The organism is Geodermatophilus sp. SYSU D00965, assembly GCF_054050075.1.
This window is the reverse complement of the sequence record NZ_JBJGYQ010000022.1, coordinates 81804-99628: the sequence shown is the minus strand read 5'-3', so window position 1 is coordinate 99628 and position 17825 is coordinate 81804. Positions and strand designations below refer to the sequence as shown.

At 75.1% G+C, this 17825-nt stretch carries 15 protein-coding genes; 7 read left to right on the top strand and 8 right to left on the bottom strand.

The annotated features are described in order from the left end of the window. Window positions 1-130 precede the first annotated feature (130 nt). On the bottom strand, window positions 131-1348 hold the full coding sequence (locus tag ACI789_RS19560; protein ID WP_457011027.1) for an SPFH domain-containing protein: 1218 nt from the start codon (window positions 1346-1348) through the stop codon (window positions 131-133). Window positions 1349-1377: 29 nt separating this feature from the next. Next, on the bottom strand, window positions 1378-1821 hold the full coding sequence (locus ACI789_RS19555; protein ID WP_457011026.1) for an NfeD family protein: 444 nt from the start codon (window positions 1819-1821) through the stop codon (window positions 1378-1380). 86 nt (window positions 1822-1907) lie between these two features. On the opposite strand from ACI789_RS19555, the gene ACI789_RS19550 reads away from it, so the two are divergent. Further along, entirely contained in the window at window positions 1908-2645 is a 738-nt protein-coding gene (locus ACI789_RS19550; RefSeq protein ID WP_457011025.1) for a hypothetical protein, read from the top strand. A gap of 95 nt (window positions 2646-2740) precedes the next feature. On the opposite strand, the gene ACI789_RS19545 is transcribed toward ACI789_RS19550, so the two are convergent. The 3 genes from ACI789_RS19545 to fabG are packed head-to-tail and all read right to left on the bottom strand — an operon-like array spanning window position 2741 to window position 5399. After that, window positions 2741-3883, bottom strand: coding sequence for a ferrochelatase (locus tag ACI789_RS19545; protein WP_457011024.1), 1143 nt, complete (start codon window positions 3881-3883; stop codon window positions 2741-2743). A 38-nt stretch (window positions 3884-3921) separates the two neighbouring features. Further along, entirely contained in the window at window positions 3922-4695 is a 774-nt protein-coding gene (gene fabI, locus ACI789_RS19540; RefSeq protein WP_457011023.1) for an enoyl-ACP reductase FabI, read from the bottom strand. After that, window positions 4695-5399, bottom strand: a complete 705-nt coding sequence (gene fabG, locus ACI789_RS19535; protein WP_456917325.1) for a 3-oxoacyl-[acyl-carrier-protein] reductase — start codon at window positions 5397-5399, stop codon at window positions 4695-4697. Before fabG ends, fabI begins: the two co-directional genes overlap by 1 nt. A 382-nt stretch (window positions 5400-5781) precedes the next feature. Here fabG and ACI789_RS19530 point away from each other — a divergent pair, with 382 nt between their 5' ends. After that, the gene (locus ACI789_RS19530) at window positions 5782-6759 is read left to right on the top strand and encodes an ABC transporter substrate-binding protein (protein ID WP_457011022.1); all 978 of its coding nucleotides are present in this window, start codon (window positions 5782-5784) and stop codon (window positions 6757-6759) included. A gap of 5 nt (window positions 6760-6764) precedes the next feature. Next, window positions 6765-7460, top strand: a complete 696-nt coding sequence (locus ACI789_RS19525) for an EthD domain-containing protein (protein WP_457011021.1) — start codon at window positions 6765-6767, stop codon at window positions 7458-7460. Window positions 7461-7481: 21 nt separating this feature from the next. Here the strand turns inward: ACI789_RS19525 and ACI789_RS19520 are convergent, their stop codons facing one another. The 3 genes from ACI789_RS19520 to mdlC form a co-directional block, all read right to left on the bottom strand. After that, window positions 7482-9404 carry an FAD-binding monooxygenase gene (locus ACI789_RS19520; RefSeq protein ID WP_457011020.1) on the bottom strand — a complete coding sequence of 641 codons (1923 nt, stop codon included), beginning with the start codon at window positions 9402-9404 and terminating at the stop codon, window positions 7482-7484. Between the two features lie 91 nt (window positions 9405-9495). Continuing rightward, window positions 9496-10455, bottom strand: a complete 960-nt coding sequence (locus ACI789_RS19515) for an ABC transporter substrate-binding protein (RefSeq protein ID WP_457011019.1) — start codon at window positions 10453-10455, stop codon at window positions 9496-9498. A gap of 44 nt (window positions 10456-10499) precedes the next feature. Continuing rightward, window positions 10500-12092 carry a benzoylformate decarboxylase gene (gene mdlC, locus ACI789_RS19510; protein ID WP_457011018.1) on the bottom strand — a complete coding sequence of 531 codons (1593 nt, stop codon included), beginning with the start codon at window positions 12090-12092 and terminating at the stop codon, window positions 10500-10502. Between the two features lie 106 nt (window positions 12093-12198). Here mdlC and ACI789_RS19505 point away from each other — a divergent pair, with 106 nt between their 5' ends. From ACI789_RS19505 to ACI789_RS19490, 4 genes are all read left to right on the top strand, one after another. After that, window positions 12199-13113, top strand: a complete 915-nt coding sequence (locus ACI789_RS19505) for a LysR substrate-binding domain-containing protein (RefSeq protein ID WP_457011017.1) — start codon at window positions 12199-12201, stop codon at window positions 13111-13113. A gap of 142 nt (window positions 13114-13255) precedes the next feature. After that, complete coding sequence (locus ACI789_RS19500; RefSeq protein WP_457011016.1) at window positions 13256-14281, top strand: 3-oxoacyl-ACP synthase III; 1026 nt, start codon at window positions 13256-13258, stop codon at window positions 14279-14281. Then, on the top strand, window positions 14278-16845 hold the full coding sequence (locus ACI789_RS19495) for an alpha/beta fold hydrolase (protein ID WP_457011015.1): 2568 nt from the start codon (window positions 14278-14280) through the stop codon (window positions 16843-16845). Before ACI789_RS19500 ends, ACI789_RS19495 begins: the two co-directional genes overlap by 4 nt. Continuing rightward, window positions 16842-17819, top strand: a complete 978-nt coding sequence (locus tag ACI789_RS19490) for an NAD-dependent epimerase/dehydratase family protein (protein WP_457011014.1) — start codon at window positions 16842-16844, stop codon at window positions 17817-17819. The genes ACI789_RS19495 and ACI789_RS19490 overlap by 4 nt, the downstream gene beginning before the upstream one ends. The last annotated feature ends 6 nt before the right edge of the window (window positions 17820-17825 follow it).

Here is a 17825-nt window from a genome sequence, read left to right as displayed (position 1 = left end):
TGGCCACCCCGCCCCCCCCCCGAGCCCAGGGTGGGGGGGGGACCGTGCAGGATGGCCATCCAAGTGACCTGGGGGTTGTCCCCGCGGGCGCGGGCCGACAACCCCATGATCAACTGTGTGGTGAGGGTGGTCAGCCGCGGGGCGGCGCGTCGCCGTTCCCGCCGAACTGCTCCCGCACGGCCGGGTCGGCGGCCGGCCCGCTGTCGAGCACGTCCTCGGTCACCTGGGACAGCGGCGGCGGGGTCGGGATGGCCGGCGCGCTGTCGGTGATGCTGGAGAGCTCGATCCGGGCCTCCGGCTGGTCGGCCGCCCGCGGCAGCTGGGACTCGAACCAGCCGCTGGTGTCCAGTCCGCCGTCCGCCGGGCGCGAGCCGCCGTCGCCGGACGAGCCGACGTCCATCCACGACGTCCCGCTGCCGGCGCCACCGAGGTTGGCCAGCCCCTCCAGCGCCTTGCTGAACTCGCTGGGGACGATCCACATCTTGTTGGCGTCACCCTGCGCGATCTGCGGGAGGGTCTGCAGGTACTGGTAGGCCAGCAGCCCCTGGTCGGGCTTGCCGTCGTGGATGGCCTGGAAGACCGTCTCGATCGACTTGGCCTGGCCCTGCGCCTGCAGGAACAGCGCCGCCCGCTCGCCCTCGGCCCGCAGGATCCGGCTCTGCCGCTCGGCCTCCGCCTCGAGGATCGCCGCCTGCTTGCGGCCCTCGGCCGACAGGATCGCCGAGGCCTTCTCGCCCTCGGCGGAGGTGATCGCCGCCTGCCGGTGCCCCTCGGCGGTGAGGATCACCGCGCGCTTGTCCCGGTCGGCGCGCATCTGCTTCTCCATGGAGTCCTGGATGGACGGCGGCGGGTCGATCGCCTTGATCTCCACGCGGGCCACGCGCAGACCCCAGGGCCCGGTGGTGCCGTCGAGCACCTCCCGGAGCTGGCTGTTGATGCCGTCGCGGCCGGTCAGCGCGCCCTCCAGGTTGAGCCCACCGACGACGTTGCGCAGCGTCGTGGTGGTCAGTTGCTCCATGCCGGTGATGTAGTTCGCGATGCCGTAGACGGCCAGCCGCGGGTCGGTCACCTGGAAGTAGACGACGGTGTCGATGCCGACCTGCAGGTTGTCGGCGGTGATCACCGGCTGCGGCGGGAAGGAGACGACCTGCTCGCGCAGGTCGATGGTGGCGCGGACCCGGTCGATGAACGGCACCAGGATCGACAGGCCCGGCGACAGCGTGCGGCTGTAGCGACCGAGGCGCTCGACGACCTTGGCCTGCGCCTGCGGCACGATCGTCACGCTCTTGGCGACCACGATGACCACCAGCAGCGCGATGACGATCAAGGCGATGAGTGCGGGCTCCACGGAGTTCCCTTCGTCGGGTGGTGCGGGGTTCAGTCGAGCTCGAGGGCGTCGCCGACGACGGCCGTGGCCCCGTCGACCTGGAGGATCCGGACGGTGGCCCCCACGGGGAAGTTCTCGCCGCCGTACTGGCTGCGGGCGGTCCACTCGTCGGCGCCGAGCCGGATGCGGCCGCCGTGCCCGTCGACGGCCTGGGTCACCCGGGCCGTCCGGCCGATCAGCGTCGCCACGCCGTCCAGCTGCTCGGGGGTGCGCTGGGTCAGGTGCCGCTTGGCCAGCGGCCGGACCAGGGCCAGCAGCACCGCCGAGACGACGATGAACCCGACCAGCTGCAGGACGACGGCACCGCCGAGCAGGGCGACGGTCATCCCGCCGAGCGCGCCACCGGCGAACATGAGCAGCACCAGGTCCATGCTCGCCATCTCCCCCGCGGCGAACAGGCCCGATGCGATGAGCCACAGCAGCCAGGCGTCCACGTGATCACTCTCGCAGAATCGGACGGCAGTGTGACCGATCTCAACACCATCGTCACCTGGCCGGGGGCCCGGCATAACCTCGCTGGGTGCACGACTTCCCCGCGGGCCGGTTCGCGGTCTGGGCGACCGCCTGGCTCTCCGGCCGCAGCTCCTACGACGAGGCGCTCGACGCGCTGGTCGGCGACACCGCGCACCGGGTCTCCGGCCTCCCCGGGACCGACGAGGCGGTCCCCCTCGGCTGGGCCCTGACCGCGCTGCGCGGCCTGGGCGAGCGCCGGTTCCGGCTGGTGCTGCCGGTGCCGGGCGACGTCCGCGGGCTGCCCCGCGTGCCAGGGCTCACCGAGCTGGCGCTGGAGGCGGGGCAGGCCGCCGTCGGCGACCGGCTCGCGCTGGTGCCCGAGCCGCTCGGGCCCGAGGCCGTGCAGTGGAGCGCCTTCTCCCTGGACGGCGCCGCGCCGGCACCGCCGCCGGTCGAGGGGAACCTGCGCGCGGTCTCCGGAGAGCTCGACCTGGCCATCTCCGACGCCGCGCGGACGCTGGGCCGGCTCGACCTCGCCCGCTGGCACCCGGAGGTCCCGACGCTGCTCGCCGGGCTGGCCCAGGCCGCACACGTCCCCGGCATGCCGCCCGGCTCGGACCCGCTGGCGCTGTCGCTGCTCGCCCGCGCCCAGCGGCTGGCCCGCGTGCTCGACCTCGCGCTCACCGACGCCCCGGGCGGCGCCGTCACCCACGGCCAGGCGGCGGCCCGCGACGACGCGCTGCGCCCGCTGGGCGAGGCCGTGCGGGACGCGGTCACCGCCGCCTTCAACGCCGTCCCGAGGTAGTCCGCGGCGGCGTTGCCGGGGTTCCTCGCGCTGTGCCGGTGCTGCAGGACCGGCAACGGACGAGAAGCCCCGGCAATGGGGGTCAGGCGGCCGGCTCAGCCGGTCGGGCGGGGCCGCGGCGCCACGAAGCAGCACGCGGCGGGGCAGCTGGTGCCCAGCCGCGGCGGGCCCCCGGCGCGCCGCTCGCGGAGCAGGTCCACCAGCGAGCGGACGAACGCCGGGTGCGTGCCCGCCGTCCCGGCCCGAGCGAAGGCCAGCCCCAGCTCCCGGGCCGTCTGCTCCGCCTCGTTGTCGAGGTCCCAGACGACCTCGAGGTGGTCGCTCACGAAGCCGACCGGGAAGACGACGACGGCCCGCTCGCCGCGCTCCGCCAGCGCCCGCAGGTGGTCGTTGACGTCGGGCTCGAGCCACGGCACCGACGGCGGGCCGCTGCGGCTCTGCCAGACCAGGTCGAAGGGCCGGCCCGGGACGGCGGCGTCGACGACCTTCTGCGCGGTCACGAGCAGCTCGGCCTGGTAGGCCCCGCCGGCCGGGCCCGCGACGGCGGCCATCGAGTCCGGGATGCTGTGCGCGGTCGCCACCAGCCGGGCGGTGTCCCGGACGTCGTCGGGCAGGGTGGCCAGCGCCGCGGACAGCGCATCGGCGTTGGCCTGCACGAAGCCGGCGGTGTCGAAGTAGTGCGGCAGCTTCTCCGCGGTCGGGCCGCCCGGCGCGGCGGCGTCCCCGGAGAGCGCGGCCCGCGCCCGGGCGACGTCCTCGTGGTACTGGCGGCAGCCCGAGAACGACGCGTAGGCCGACGTCGCCAGCACGTAGACGTGCTCGACGCCGTCGTCGGCCATCTGCCGCCACACGTCCTCGACGTAGGGCGCCCAGTTGCGGTTGCCCCAGTAGACCGGCAGGTCCACCCCGGCCGCGGCCAGCTCGGCCTCCAGCGCCGCGAGCAGCGCCTGGTTCTGCTCGTTGATCGGGCTGACCCCGCCGAAGTGGTGGTAGTGCTCGGCGACCGCCTCGAGCCGCTCCCGGGGGATGCCGCGGCCGCGGGTGACGTTCTCCAGGAACGGCATCACGTCGTCGTGCCCCTCCGGCCCGCCGAAGGACAGGAGCAGCAGCGCGTCCCGTCGTCCGGCCGGAGCGGGGTCGGACGACGGCAGGATCCCGCCGTTGTTGCGGACGGCCAGCGACGGCTCCTCGTCGGGTCGCTGTCCTGCTGGGGTGATCTCGACGGTGGAGCGGGGCACGTCCGTTCTTTCTCGGGGAGGGGCGACGACGGATGCGGTCACACGCCCACGGCGTGGAAACCCCCGTCGACGTGCACGATCTCGCCGGTGGTCGCGGGGAACCAGTCCGACAGCAGGGCGACGACGGCCTTGCCGGCGGGCTCGGTGTCGGTGACCGACCAGCCCAGCGGGGCGCGGCCCTCCCACGCCTCCTCGAACTGGGCGCTGCCCGGGATGGACTTCATCGCCATGCTCCGCAGCGGGCCGGCGGCGACGATGTTGGACCGCACGCCCTCGGGACCGAGTTCGCGCGCCACGTAGCGGCTGACGGACTCGAGCGCCGCCTTCGCCGCCCCCATCCAGCCGTAGACCGGCCAGGCCACGGAGGCGTCGAAGGTGAGCCCGACGACCGAGGACGGGTTGGCCAGCAGCGGCCGGCAGGCCTGGGTGAGCGAGGCATAGGACCACGACGAGACCTGGAACGCCGTCGCGGCGTGCTCCCACGCGACCTCGGGGAAGCCCTCCCCCATCGCCTCCTGCGGGGCGAAGCCGATCGAGTGGACGACGCCGTCGAGGGTGTCGAAGCCCTGCTCGCGCAGCCGGTCGGCCAGCGTCGACAGGTGCTCGGTGCTCGTGACGTCCAGCTCGATGACCGCCGCCTCCTGGGGCAGCCGCTTGGCGATCCGCTGGCACAGCGACAGGGCGCGGCCGAAGTTGGACAGGACGACGGTGGCGCCCTGCTCCTGCGCGATGCGCGCGGTCGCGTACGCGATCGACGCCTCGGTGAGGACCCCGGTGACCAGGACCTTCTTGCCCTCGAGGATGCCGCCCATCAGTGCCCCATTCCCAGTCCGCCGTCGACCGGGACGACCGCCCCGGTGATGTAGCCGGCCGCGTCGCTCGCCAGGAAGCGCACCACGCCCGCGATCTCCTCCGCCGAGGCGTAGCGCCCCAGCGGCACCTGCCCGAGGATCTCCTGCTGCCGCTTCTCCGGCAGCGCCGCCGTCATGTCCGTCTCGACGAAGCCGGGCGCCACCACGTTGGCGGTGATGCCGCGGCTGCCCAGCTCCCGGGCGATCGAGCGGGCCAGGCCCACCAGCCCGGCCTTCGACGCCGCGTAGTTGGTCTGGCCGGCCGAGCCCAGCAGCCCCACGACGGAGGAGATGAAGACGATCCGGCCCGAGCGGGCCCGCACCATCTTGGCCGCGGCCCGCTTCGACACCCGGTAGGCGGCGGTGAGGTTGGCGTCGAGGACGTCGGTGAAGTCCTCCTCCTTCATCCGCATGAGCAGCCCGTCCCGGGTGATGCCGGCGTTGCTGACCAGCACCTCGACCGGGCCCTGGTGCTCCTCGACCTCGCCGAACGCCCGGTCGACGTCCTCGGCGCTCGTGACGTCGCACTGCACGCCGAAGAGCCCGTCGGGGGCGCCGCTGCCGCGGTGGGTGACCGCGACCGAGTCGCCCTGCTCGGCGAAGGAGCGGGCGATGGCCAGCCCGATCCCCCGGTTGCCGCCGGTCACGAGCACCGATCTGCCCACGTGCCACTCCCCTGCGCCGACCACTCCGTCGGGTGCCGAACCTAGTCGGTGGCCGCAGGTCACACCCGCGCAGTGCGGGGTCCGGGGCCGGGGCGGTCGATCGGGCCGGTCCCCGCTTCCCGCGGCCGGGACCGGGAGGCGCGGCCGACACCGAGCGGCCGCCCCGGCCGACGGCATCGGGGAGTGCCCGACCGGGCATACGGAGTCATGCCGGCCCCGCCCGTCTCACCGTCCTCCTCCCCCGCGCCGCGCCGGCCGTGCGACCTGGGTGCGTGTCCGCGTGCGCCGCCTTGACGCCTGTGGCGCGCATCACTAGGAATACGTATGCATTCCCTCCCACCTCCCTCGACGCCCCGGAGTTGCCGTGCCCAAGCTCAGGTGGATGACCAGCACGCTGACCGCCGGCGTGCTGGTGGCGACCCTCGCGGCGTGCGGGGGTGACGACGGCAGTGCCGAGCCGGCCGCCGCCCCCAGCGGGTCGGGCACGGGGGGACCGGAGAAGGCCGAGCTCACCGTCGGCACGCTCCCCATCCCCGAGGTGGCGCCGCTCTACCTGGCCATCCAGGAGGGCTTCTTCGAGGACGAGGGGCTCACCGTCACCGCCGAGGCCACCCAGGGTGGCGCGGCCGCCGTCCCCGCCCTCATCGCCGGCGACCTCGACGTGACGTTCGGCCAGAACGTCGCCTTCCTCGTCGGCGTCCAGCAGGGGCTGCCGCTGCTGTCGGTGGGCCAGACCACGGCGATCGGCGAGGAGGAGCCGGGCAACGGCGTCTTCGTGGCGGCCTCGTCGCCGATCCAGGGGCCGGCCGACCTGGCCGGCACCACCATCGCGATCAACACGCTGAACAACATCACGCAGTTGCGGACGCTGATCGACCTGGAGGACGAGGGGGTCGACCCCAGCGGCGTCGACTTCGTCGAGATCCCGCTCGCCGACATGCCCGCCGCGCTCGAGGCCGGCCGGATCCAGTCCTCGTTCAGCGTGGAGCCGTTCACCACCATGATCGAGGCGGCCGGCGCGCGGCAGGTGCTCGACGCGGTCAACGACCAGCTCACCGGCATCCCGGTCGGCGGCTTCGCCGTCAGCCGCGAGTTCGCCCAGCAGAACCCGAACACCGTGGCGGCCTTCCAGCGGGCGCTGGCCAAGGGCGCCGACATCGCGATGGACGACCCGCAGGCCGTCCGCGACATCCTGGGCACCTACACGACGCTGTCCCCGGAGCTCATCGAGCAGGTGGCCCTGCCGACCTACATCGCGCCGGACGACACCGACGAGCTCCAGGACCTCGCGGACCTGATGGTCGAGCACGACTTCGTCACCGAGGAGCTGGACGCCTCGCCGTTCGTGACCGCCCCGTGAAGACCATGACGTCGCTGCTCCTGCGCGCCGGCTCCGGCGACCGCGAGGGGCTGCGCGCCACCCTCGAGGAGGAGGCGGCCCGCGTGTGGGGTCAGGTCGGGGACCGTCCGGGGGCCCGGGTCCGCGTGCTGGACCTCCTCGACGGGGTGGTCGACGGCAGCTCGCACCAGCTGGCCATGGGCGGGCAGCCCTTCGACGCGGAGATCGAGGCCGGGTGGGACGACGCTCCCCTCGCCGAGCTCGTGCCCGTCTTCGCGGGCCTGGCCGGCCGGCTCGGGGACCTGGTGGACGCCGGGGACTCCTACGCCCAGGTCGGCACGGTCTACCCGTTCACGCCGCGGGAGACCGACGTCGTGACGCTCGTGGTGATCAGCCGGGCGCTGACCATGAGCTGGGACGCCCACCACTCGCACTGGCTCAACCGGCACGGGTGGCTGGTCAAGCCCGGAGCGGACGCGCGGGGCAGCGGGTACCGGCAGTTCCACGCCGACCCCAAGGCCAGCTCCTTCGCCGCCCGCGCGGCCGGGGTCGGCCGCCACGAGTACGAGGGGTTCGCGATGGCCTACTTCGACGACCCGGAGGCCTACCGGGCGGTGATGGTCAACGCCCGCCCCGAGGTGCTCGAGGACGAGCGCCGGTTCATCGACATGACCGACTCGGCCCCCGGCGTCTACCGCGTCACCAGCGTGCACCAGGCCTGAGCCGGGAGTCGCCGGCCGCGCTCACCGGGCCCCCGGCTCGACCATGAACCGGGCGAAGAACGCAGCCAGCTCGTCGGTGGCGTCCAGCGGCAGGACGTGCGCGACGTACTGGTCGGGACGGACGACGACCAGGCAGCCCTGCGCGCGGTCGATGCCGCGCAGGTCGAACACGTCGGTCCCGGCCTTCAGGTCGGGGCAGAAGACCTTCTCGTAGTCGACCAGGCCGAACCGGCCCTTCCGCGGCAGCAGCAGCGGCGGCAGCCCGGTGACCGACAGATCCCGGTGGCCCTGCTGGACGACGGCGCGCAGGTCGAACACCGCGTCGACGTCGACCCCCTCGGGCGTGTACCGCCGGACCGGCGACCGGTCGGACTCCGCGAGGAACTCGCAGAACGCCCGCAGCCGGGAGTCCGCAGCGCGCGGGTCGGCCGCGTCCGCGAACGCGTAGAGCCGCCACCGGCCGTCCGCCCGCGCGACGTGCCCGAGGTGCACCGCCTTGGCGTCGGCGAGCCGGACGACGGGCGCGGAGTGGAACCGCTCGCCGATGACGAACCCCTTGGCGAGGTCCTGGGAGGTCGTCGCGCCGGTGATGAGCGAGCGCTCGTAGTGCGTCGCCACGCCGGCGGTGAACCGGCCCTGCTCGGAGTAGAGGCGCTGCAGGTCCGGGGCGTCGCCGCCCTCGCCCCCGGCGTCCGTGGGCCGGGCGCTGTGCTTCGCCGCCCACTCGCGGTCGAAGTCGATCAGCCGCTGCGCGACCGCCTGGCGCTCGGCGGAGTAGGTGCCCAGCAGCTCCGGTGCGGCGCGGCCCTCGACGACCGCGGCGAGCTTCCAGCCGAGGTTGAACCCGTCCTGCATCCCGACGTTCATGCCCTGCCCGGCCTTCGGGCTGTGCGTGTGGCAGGCGTCGCCGGCGATGAACACCCGCGGCAGGCGGGACCCGACCTGGTCGGCGGGGACGTCGTCGAACGCGTCGGTGAGCCGCTGGCCGATCTCGTACACCGACCACCAGACGACGTCCCGCACGTCGAGCGTGTACGGGGAGAGGATCCGCCGGGCCGACTCGATCAGCCGGTCCACGGTGATCCCGCGCGCCGCCACGCGCTCGCCGGGCGCGAGGTCCTCGAGCTCGATGTAGAACCGGACGAGGTAGCCGCCCTCGCGCGGGATGAGCACGATGTTGCCGGCCTCGGACTGGATCACCGCCTTGAACCGGATGTCCGGGAAGTCGGTCACGGCGAGGACGTCCATGACGCCCCAGGCCTGGTTGGCCGAGTCGCCGCGCAGCTCCCGGCCGATCGAGCGGCGCACCGTGCTGCGCGCCCCGTCGCAGCCGACGACGTACCGGGCACGGACGGTCACCTCCTCCCCCTCCCGGTCGGAGCCGGTCCGCGCGAGGGTGACCTCGACCGGGTGGTCGCCCGAGTCGCCGACGACGACGTCGCGGACCTCGAGGCCGTAGTCCGGCGTCACGCGCCCGGGCGAGCGCCGCATGAGGTCGAGCAGGTGCTGCTGGATCCGCGCCTGGTTGACGATGACGTGCGGCATCTCCGACAGGCCGTCCTCGACGTCCTGGATCCGGCCGCTGCGCGCGATGCGCGTGCGGTCCCCGTCGTCCGGGCGCCAGAAGACGGTCTCGTTGACCCAGTACGCCTCCTTGAGCAGCCGCTCGGTGATGCCGAAGGCCTCGAACATCTCCACGGAGCGGCACGCGACGCCGTCGGCCTGGCCGAGCTCGAGCGGGCCGGGCCGCCGCTCGACGACCCGGGTGGTGATGCCGGGGAAGGCCGCCAGCTGCGCGGCCAGCACCAGCCCGGCCGGGCCGGTGCCGACGACGAGGACGTCGACCTCCGCGGGGAGCTCCCCGGGCTCCCCCTCGGCACGCGGTTCCGCGCCGGGGGGCAGCTCCGGGTCACCGGGGTGGTAGCCGTCCAGGTAGAACTGCACGAGGGCCTCCTCCGATCCGGTCCGGCGTCGTCGACCCGGGACGTCCGCCGTCTCTCAGGACACCACGGGCGCCACCCGGCGCCCACGCGGGCTACCAGAGCAGGGCGTCGAGGTCCGGCTCCGCCTTCAGGGTGCCGTACTCGACCGCGGCCGCCCCGAGGGCCGCCAGCGCCTCCTGGTTCACGTCCGTGCGGTACACCGGCAGGGTCAGGTTGTCGAGCAGCTCCGGCGTCATCTGCGTGTAGGTGCCGATGACCCGGCGCACCTCGTCGGGGTTCTCCTGGCAGAACTCCAGCGACCGGTTCATCGCCGACCGGAACGCCTCGACCAGCTCGGGCTGGCTCTGGACGGTCTCCTGAGTGGTGAACCAGCCGGCGATGTCGAGGTCGGGCACGAAGTCGGTGAAGTTGTAGGTGACGACCCGCAGGCCGTTCGTCGTCGCCATGTCCTCGGTCCACGGGTTGACCGTTGCGGCGTCCACGTCGCCGTTGACGACCGCGGCCACGGCGTCGGGGAAGGGGACCTCGAGGAACTGGATCGTCGAGGAGTCGCCGCCGTCGGCGTCGACGATGCCGCGGATGGTGGTGTCGTTGATGTTCGACAGGTTGTTCACCGACACCCGCTTGCCGGCCAGGTCGGCCGGCTCCTGGATCGGCGAGTCGGTCGGGACGACGACGGCCTGGAAGCCGCCGGTCTCGGTCGCGGCCGCCGCGTTGGTCACGTACTCGAGCGGAAGCCCCTGGTCCTTGGCCACCATGCCGGACATGTAGTTGCCGAAGGCGAAGGCGTAGTCACCGGACATGACGCCGGGCACCGCGGCGGCACCGCCGGTCGTGGACTGCACGGTGACGTCGAGCCCCTCCTCGGCGAAGAAGCCCTGGTCGATGCCGACGTGGATGGCCGCAGCGTCGGGGACCGGCAGCGCCCCCACGGTGATGGCGGTGGTGCCGCCCTCCCCCGGCGTGGCCGGGGACGCCGCCTCGTCGGAGCCGCAGGCGCTCAAGGCGGCCAGGGAGAGTGCGAGCACGGAGATCAGCGCTGATCGTCTCATCGCGGGGGGTCCCTTCGAAGGTGCGGTCGGGGGTGGAGGGAAGATCACTCGAACGGGTTGGTGGAGGCGGTCGGCACCTCGATGAGCACCGGCCCGTCCCCGGCCAGCGCCTCGCGCAGCGCCTTGTCCAGACCGGCCCGGTCGTCGACCCGCGTTGCCGGAACGCCGTAGCCCTCGGCGATCGCGCAGTGGTCGATGCCGCCGATGTCCAGGCCCGGCACGTCGGGCAGGCCCATGTAGCCGGCGAACGCCTTGAGCGCCGCGTACGTGCCGTTCTTGAGGACGACGAAGACCACCGGCACGCGGTAGGCGGCCGCCGTCCACAGGGCCGTGATGCCGTAGTGGGCCGAGCCGTCACCGATGAGCGCGACGACGCGGCGCTCGGGGCGGGCCAGGGCGGCACCGACCGCGGCGGGCATGCCGAAGCCCAGGCCGCCGGCCGCGGGGAAGAAGAAGCTGCGCGGGTGCCGGATGTCGACGTGGTCCCAGAAGACGCCGGTGGTCGACGTCGACTCCTTGACGTAGACGACGTCCTCCGGCGTGGCGGCGTCCACCACGCTGAAGACCTCGGCCGGCGACAGCGCGCCGGGCTGCGGCTCGGGCAGGTCCGGCACGGGCCGGGGCGTGGGCATCGGGCGGTCGGCCTGGGGCAGCCGCTCGAGCACCGCCTCCAGCACGGCCCGCAGGTCGCCGACCAGGGCCGTGCCCATCGGCGCGCGGGTGGCCTCCGCCGGGTCGGAGGTGACGTGCACCAGGCGGGCGCCGTCGGGCAGGTAGGAGCCCGGGTCGTACTGGTGGTACCGGAAGACCGGCGCCCCGAGGACGACGACGAGGTCGTGGCCGGCCAGCAGCGTGGAGATGCCGCGCACCGCCGCCGGCAGGACGCCGCGGAAGGAGGCGTGCCGGGTGGGGAACGGGCACCGGGACACCGACGGCGCGATCCAGGCCGGCATCCGCAGCCGTTCGGCGAGCTCGACGGCCAGCCCGTTCGCGGCCACCGCGTCCACCGCTCCCCCGACCACCAGCACCGGGTTCCGCGCGGCGGACAGGACGGCGACGAGCTCGTCGACCTGCGCCGGGGACGGCCAGGCGGCCTGGGCGACGGCGCGGTCGGCCAGGTGCTCGCTGTCGGGCCCGGCCTCCTGGCCCCAGTCGTCGTAGGGCACGGAGACGAAGACCGGACCCTGCGGCTCCAGCCGGGCGGTGTGGGCCGCCTGGCTGATCGTCCGCGGGACGTCGGTGGCGCTGGCCGGCTCTGCGCTCCACTTCACCAGGGGCCGGGGCAGCTGCGCCGGCTCGGCGATCGCCAGCAGCGGCTCGACGCCCAGCGTGGCCCGGACCTGCTGGCCGGCGGTGACGACCAGCGGCGTGTGCGCGGCGACCGCGTTGGTGAGGGCGCCCATGGCGTTGCCCGTGCCGGCCGCGGCGTGCAGGTTGACGAACGCCGGGCGCCCGGAGGCCATGGCGTACCCGTCGGCCATGCCCAGGACGGCGCCCTCGTGCAGGCCCAGGACGTAGCGGAAGTCCTCGGGCATGCCGGCGAGGAACGGCAGCTCGTTCGACCCGGGGTTGCCGAAGACGGTGGTGAGCCCCTCCCGTCGCAGGAGGTCGTAGGTGGTGGTGCGGACGGTGGGCACGCGCAGCTCCTCGGATCGGGTCCCGCTGGAGCGTAGGAACCCACCCGAGCCCGGTCCAATGAATGATCTGACCCCCGCCGCATAGACGCCGTCTATGGTCGGCCGCGTGGCGGAACTGGACCTCAACCTCGTGCGGACGCTCGTGTCGGTGTACGAGACCGGCAACCTCACCCGCACCGCCCAGGCCCTCCGGGTGACCCAGCCGACGGTGAGCCACGCGCTCTCCCGCCTGCGGCACCACTTCGGTGACCCGCTCTTCGTCCGCGGCCCCCGGGGCATGGAGCCGACCACCGTGGCCGCGGAGCTCTACGCCGGCTTCCGGACCGCCCTGCGCGGCATCGACCTCACCGTCGAGAGCACCCGGCGCTTCGACCCCGCCACCGCCACCCGTCGGTTCCGCCTCTGCCTCACCGACATCGGCGAGATGAGCCTGCTGCCGCGCATCCTGGAGCGGCTGGCGGAGGAGGCGCCGTCGGTCGAGCTCGAGGTGGTCCCGATGGACTTCGAGCACGTCGCCGACTGGCTGACCGCCGGGCGGGTGGACGCCGCCATCGCGAGCACGCCGGTCCCGGGCGACCTGCGCAGCACCGTGGTGCTGGACGACAGCTACGGCTGCCTGGTCCGGGCCGACTTCCCCCTGGTCGACGGCCGCATGACCCTGGAGGACTTCCTCGCCGGGCGGCACGCCGTGGTCGCCGCCAACACCGGCCACCGGCTGGCCGAGCAGACCCTCGCCGACCTGCACCTGGACCGCCGGACGACGGTCACGGTGCCGCACTTCTCGGCGCTGCCGCACCTGGTCGAGCGGTGCAACCTCATCGCGATCTTCCCGGTCTTCGCCGGCTCCACCGTCCTCGGCGGCCGGCCGCTGGTCGTCGTCGACCCGCCGTTCCCCATCCCCACCTTCGAGGTGCGGCTGTACTGGCAGGCGCGGCACCGGGAGACGGCGGCCCAGCTGTGGTTCCGCCGAGCCATCGTGGCCGCGCTGGCCGCGGAGGCGGCACCGGCCGGCGCGGCCTGACCGGGGGACGTCGCCGGCCGCCGCGCCCCGCCCGTTCCCCCGCGGCGGCCCGTGGCATAGCGTCGGGGAGGTCGGGTAGTGGCCGATGAAAGCGGGCGCGGCGGATCCGGAAGTCAGCCCAACGGAGAACGGGACGTCGCACATGAGCCGTAGCGCCACCCACCGGTTCAGCAACACGGCCGTCCTGACCGTGCAGACCGCCGACGCCTCCCGCGTCGTCACCTCCGACGCGCTCGACGAGGCGCTCGCGGACACCTATCAGCGGGTCGGGCTGCGTCCCGGCCTGCTCGAGCGCCTCGCCGGGATCCGGGAGCGCCGCTGGTGGCCCGAGGGCGTCACCTTCGTCGACGGCGCCGCGACGGCCGGGGCCAAGGCCATCAGCGAGAGCGGGGTCGACCCGGCCGGGATCGGCGTGATGATCAACACCTCGGTCAGCCGCCGGTACCTGGAGCCCTCGACCGCGGTCGCGGTGCACCACGCGCTGGGCCTGCCGCGGTCCTGCCAGAACTTCGACGTGACCAACGCCTGCCTCGGCTTCGTCAACGGCATGGAGCTCGCCGCCGCCATGATCGACTCCGGGATGGTCGAGCACGCGCTGATCGTCAACGGCGAGGACTCCCGCCCCGTGCAGGAGCGCACCGTCGACCGGCTCAACCAGCCCGACACCGTGTCCAAGGACGTGCTGGCGCAGTTCGCGACCCTGACGCTGGGCTCCGGAGCCGTCGCCATGGTGCTGGGCCGCGCCGACCGCCACCCGGAGGGGCACCGCCTCGTCGGGTCGGTGAGCCGGGCGGGCACCGAGCACCACGAGCTGTGCGTCGGCGACAACGACATGATGCGGACCGACCTCAAGGGCCTCCTGGACGCCGGCCTCGACCTCTCGCTGCAGATGTGGGCCGACGCCGCGGAGGAGTTCGACTGGGCGCAGGGCATGAGCCGCTACGTCATGCACCAGGTGTCCAAGGTCCACACCAAGGCCATGTGCGACCGGTTCTCCGTCGACCCCGCGCTGGTGCCGACGACGTTCCCGACCCGCGGCAACCTCGGCCCGGCGTCGGTCCCGTTCACACTGGCCGGCGAGCAGGACTCGCTGGTGGACGGCGACCGGGTGCTGCTCATGGGGATCGGCTCGGGCCTCAACGCGTCCTGCCTCGAGATCGCCTGGTGAGGGCGGACGACGCCGCGAGCCCCCCGCCGGCACTCCCCGGTCTGGACCCTGCGTGGTCCCGGCTGGTCCCCGTCACCGACCGCACCGGCGTCGAGCACACCTGGCACGTCCTCGACAACGGCGTCCGGGACCCGGCCGGCACGCTGCTGTGCGTCCACGGCAACCCCACGTGGTCCTACCTGTGGCGCCGGCTGCTGGCCGCCGCCCCGCCCGGCTGGCGCGTGGTCGCCCCCGACCAGCTGGGCATGGGCTGGTCCGACCGCCCGGCCGGGCCGAGGTCGCTGGCGCAGCGGGTGGCCGACCTCGGGGACCTCACGGCGGCGCTCGGCGTTGCCGGGCCGGTGGTCACGGTCGGGCACGACTGGGGTGGCGTCATCTCCCTCGGGTGGGCCCTCGAGCACCGGGCGGGCCTGCACGGCGTCGTCCTGGCCAACACCGCCGTCGCCATGCCCGAGGGCGACCTCGGGCCGGCGCTGATCCGGCTGGCCGACGTGCCCGGCGTGCGCGCGGCGGTCACCGTCGGCACCCCCGTCTTCGTCCGGGCGACCACGGCGCTGTCGCGGCCCGCGCTGCCCGCCGACGTCCGCGACGCCTTCGCCGCGCCCTACCGGTCGCCGTCGCGCCGGCGGTCGGTCGGCGACTTCGTCGCCGACATCCCCTTCTCCCCCGGCCACCCGTCCCGCCCGGCGCAGGAGGCGATCGCCGAGGGCGTCCGCACGCTCGACGTCCCGGCGCTGCTGCTGTGGGGCCCGCGCGACCCGGTGTTCGGCGAGCGGTACCTCGCCGACCTGCGCCGCCGCCTGCCGCAGGCCCGGCTGCACCGCTACGAGGGCGCCTCGCACCTGCTCCCCGAGGACGCGCCGGAGTACGCCGCGGCCGTGGCCCGGTGGGTGGCCGACCTGGGGACCGGCCCGCTGGAGTCGCCGGCCCGCCCGGTGGGGGACGCCGGACGCCGCCTGTGGTCCGCCCTGGACGAGCGGTCGGGCGACGACGCACCCGCGGTCGTCGAGGTCGGCGGCACGACGGTGAGCTGGGCCGGGCTGGCCCGGCGGGTGGCCGACCTCGCCGCCGGGCTGGCGGCGTCCGGGGTCCGGCCCGGGCACCGGGTGGCCCTCCTCGTGGAGCCGTCGGCCGACCTCACCGCCGCGGTGTACGCGGTGTGGCGCGCCGGTGCCGTGGTCGTCGTCGCGGACAAGGGCCTGGGGCTGGCCGGGATGCGCCGGGCCCTGCGCAGCGCGGCGGTCGACGCCGTCGTCGGCAGCCGGGCCGGTCTGGCCGCCGCCCGCCTGATGGGCCTGCCCGGCTCGCGGATCGCGGCCGGCCCGGCGCCCCTGCGCGCGCTGGGGGCGGCGCACACGCTGGCCGGGCTGGAGGCCCTCGGCCGCACGGCGCCCGCCCCGGCCGAGGCCCCGCTGGACGCCGACTGCGCCGTGCTGTTCACCTCCGGGGCGACGGGGCCGGCCAAGGGGGTCGTCTACACGCACCGCCAGGCCGCCGCCCAGCTCGACCTCGTGCGGTGCGCCTACGGGCTCACCGCCGAGGACCGGTTCGTGGCGGCGTTCGCGCCGTTCGCGATCCTCGGGCCGGCGCTGGGCATCGGGTCGGCCGTCCCGGACGTCGACGTGACCGCGCCGGCCTCGCTGACCGCGGCGGCGCTGGCCGACGCGGCGGCGGCCGTCGACGCGACCGTGGTCTTCGCCTCCCCCGCGGCCCTGCGCCGCGTGACCGCCACGGCGGCGGACCTGTCGGACGAGCAGCGCACGGCCCTGGCCGGGGTCCGGCTGCTGATGTCGGCCGGCGCCCCCGTCCCGGCGTCCCTGCTGCGGTCGCTGCGCGCGGTGCTGCCCGCCGCCGACGCGCACACGCCGTACGGGATGACCGAGGTCCTGCCGGTCACCGACGTCTCCCTCGCCGGCATCGACGCCGCGGGCACCGGCGACGGCGTGTGCGTGGGCCGGCCCCTGCCCGGGGTCGACGTGCGGATCAGCCCGCTGTCGGCCGACGGGCGGGCCGACGGCGAGCTCACCGACCGCCCGGGCGTCCCCGGCGAGGTCTGCGTGCGGGCCGCGCACGTCAAGGACCGCTACGACGCGCTGTGGGCGCTCGAGCGGTCGACGTCGCGGGACCCCGGCTGGCACCGCACCGGCGACGTCGGCCACCTGGACGCCGAGGGGCGGCTCTGGGTCGAGGGCCGTCTCCAGCACGTCATCACCACCGCGGCCGGTCCGGTGACGCCGGTCGGGGTCGAGCAGCGGGTGGAGGCGCTCGCCGGGGTGTCGGCCGCCGCGGCCGTGGGCGTCGGGCCGGCGGGGACGCAGGCGGTCGTGCTGGTCGTCGTGCCCTCCGGCGTCCGCCCCCGCCGCGGCGGCCGGACGGCGCTGCGGCTGGCCGGGGAGGACGTCGCCGCCGCGGTCCGGGCCGCCGCCGGGACCGACGTCGCGGCGGTGCTGACCGCGGCACGGCTGCCGGTCGACGTGCGGCACCAGTCGAAGGTGGACCGCGCCGAGGTCGCCCGCCGCGCCGCACGGCTGCTGGCCGGCGCCCGGGCTCCCCGCCGACCGTGAGGGTGCTGGTCACCGGCGCGAGCGGGATGCTCGGCCGGGCCACGGCCCGCGGACTGCTGGAGCGCGGCGACGAGGTGACGGTGCTGCAGCGCCGCCCGTCGGGCCTGCCGTGCGCGGAGGTGCTGGGGGACGTCGCCGACCCCGCGGTGGTGGCGCGGGCCACCCGCGGGCAGGACGCCGTGCTGCACCTGGCCGCGAAGGTGGACGTCACCGGCCCGTGGGCCGAGTACGTCGCCGCCAATATCGAGGGCACCCGCACCGTGCTGGGCGCCTGCCGGGCCGCGGGTGTCGGCCGGCTGGTGCACGTCTCGTCGCCGTCCGTCGCGCACGCCGGGACGCCGCTGACCGGCGTGGGCGCCGGGCCCGCCGACCCCGCGCGGGCCCGCGGCCGGTACGCCCGCTCCAAGGCCGTGGCCGAGTCCGACGCCCTGGCCGCGGACTCCCCGTCGCTCGCCGTGCTGGCGGTCCGCCCCCACCTGGTCTGGGGCCCCGGTGACACCCAGCTCGTCGCGCGCATCGTGCAACGGGCCCGCGCCGGGCGGCTGCCGGTGATCGGGTCGGGGGCGGCGCTGATCGACACGACCTACGTCGACAACGCGGCCGCCGCCCTGGTCGCCGCCGTGGACGCGTGCGGGCCGGTGCACGGCGAGGCCCTGGTCGTCTCGAACGGGGAGCCGCGCCCGGTCGCGGAGGTCCTGGGCCGGCTGTGCGGGGCCGCGGGGGTGCCGGGGCCGCGCGGCCGGGTGCCGTTCGGTGCGGCCTGGCTGGCCGGCGCCGCCGTGGAGGGGGTCTGGGCGGCCACGCGCCGTCGCGCGGTCCCCCCGCTCACCCGGTTCCTGGCCGAGCAGCTGGCGACCGCCCACTGGTTCGACCAGAGACGGACGCGGGCCGCGCTGGGGTGGCGTCCCGAGGTGACCCTCGAGGAGGGGTTCGCGCGCCTGCGCGACTGGTACCGCGCCGCCGTCCCGAGCTGAGCGCGG